The organism is Actinocrispum wychmicini, assembly GCF_004345645.1.
GTDB classification, from domain to species: Bacteria; Actinomycetota; Actinomycetes; order Mycobacteriales; family Pseudonocardiaceae; genus Kibdelosporangium; species Kibdelosporangium wychmicini.
The window spans coordinates 1-1,945 of record NZ_SLWS01000035.1; the positions used below are offsets into that span (position 1 = coordinate 1).

At 61.3% G+C, this 1,945-nt stretch carries 1 protein-coding gene; it reads left to right on the forward strand.

The features are described 5' to 3' along the window. Positions 1-522: 522 nt before the first annotated feature. Entirely contained in the window at positions 523-1,881 is a 1,359-nt protein-coding gene (gene ltrA, locus EV192_RS53475) for a group II intron reverse transcriptase/maturase (RefSeq protein ID WP_243727662.1), read from the forward strand. Positions 1,882-1,945: the final 64 nt, after the last annotated feature.

The following is a 1,945-nucleotide window of genomic DNA, read 5'->3' on the forward strand; positions in this document are numbered from 1 at the left end:
CGTGTGTCCCGAATGCGATTGCGAGGTTCTGATGTAGAAGCCAGAGTCGCGTGAGAGCAATGCTGTGCTGGAGATGAAGGTTGGCCCTTCGGCATCGTTCTGCAGGGGATGGTGTCAAACCGCCATGAGCTGCTGCGTTGAATGAGGCGTGGTGGTGAGCGTCATGGAGAAGGTCGCACAGGATGCGGCAAGGTGTGGTCCGAGAAGGCGAACGACAGTGAACCATCGATGACGTGTCGTAAGGCATGAGATGACATCAAAACCGGGGCCTGGTGTTTGTCCCGGGAGGAGCCAGACGGGAACCTGCTTACTGGTCTGGCGGTGTCCGGCATATAGGTGGCGCGAGCTCGGACCAGGCTCCAGCACGGAACGGGAGAACCCCTCGCTCCGAGGTGGACACCAGTGGTTGAGGCTGGTGGCCAGAGGGAGTAACCGCAAGCGGCGAAGAGCCGTCGAGCGGGTGAGTACCGGTCGCGGAGCAAGGGGGGCGGACCGTCTCGTAGTAGCGGTGAAGCTCCTGTAATGGGAGTGGAGCGAAGGGGACGGGCTGTCAGGTCTTGCCAGTCGGATCAACCGCCAAGATTGGGTGGGATGAGTCAGATCAGCAAGCCAGGATCGTCGGGAAAGTCGTTTGATATTCCGAAGATGCTTATCTGGGAGGCATACCAGAAGGTCAAGGCCAACAAGGGAGCGGCCGGGGTCGACCGGCAGTCGCTGACAGACTTCGCGCAGGACGAGAAGAGAAACCTGTACAAGATCTGGAACCGGATGTCGGCGGGAAGCTACTTCCCGCCGCCGGTGCGAGCGGTGGAAATCCCGAAAGCGGGCGGGGCGGGCGTGCGGGTCCTGGGAGTGCCGACCGTGGCCGACCGGATCGCCCAGACAGCGGTGGCCATGGTGTTAGAACCTGTGGTGGACACCATATTCCATCCGGACTCCTACGGCTACCGTCCCGGGCGTTCCGCGCTGGACGCGGTCGCGACCTGCCAGAAACGGTGTTGGGCACAGTCCTGGGTGATCGATCTTGACATCCAAGCATTCTTCGACACCGTGCCGCATGAACCGATCCTCCGCGCAGTGGGGAAGCACACCGACAAGCCATGGGTTCTGTTGTATATCAGCAGATGGCTCACCGCGCCTGTCCAACAACCCGACGGCACGCTCCTCACGCGAGATCGTGGTACCCCGCAAGGATCCGCGATCTCGCCGTTGCTGACAAACCTGTTCATGCACTATGCGTTCGACACCTGGTTGGCGTCGACGCAATCAACGGTCAGGTTCGAACGGTACTGCGACGACGTGGTCGTGCACTGCTTCAGTGAGAAGCAGGCCCTCTACATTCGCAGATCGATCAAGGAACGGTTGGCACGGTTCGGGCTTGTGCTCCACCCGGAGAAGACACGGATCGTGTATTGCAACCAGGATGGCCGGATCAGGCAGAACGAAACGGCCGAGTTCACCTTCCTGGGCTACACCTTCCGGCCACGCTACGCCCGAAAATGGGATGGTGGCTGGAAAACCGGGTTCCTCCCCGCGGTCAGCACGACGGCCAAGACACACATGGCCGCCGAGATCCGCTCCTGGCGCCTCGGACGCCGCACCACCCTGACCTTCAACGAAGTCGCCGCGATGGTCAACCGCATCGTGGCCGGCTGGATCAACTACTACGGGCGCTTCTACAAAGCAGAGTTGATCAGCTTCCTGGCCTGTCGCATCAACCCACATCTGGTCAAGTGGGCCATGCGGAAGTTCAAACACCTGCACCGATCGCCACACAAAGCCCGGGAGCGACTCGCCCAGATCGCTGACATCTACCCAGGCATGTTCATCCACTGGCGACACGGCGCACTACCCGACGGTTCGACAGTTCGAGCCGTGTGACGCGAGAGTGTCACGCACGGTTCCTAGAGCGGCGGCGGGTGAAACTCCCGCCGCCGACTCACCA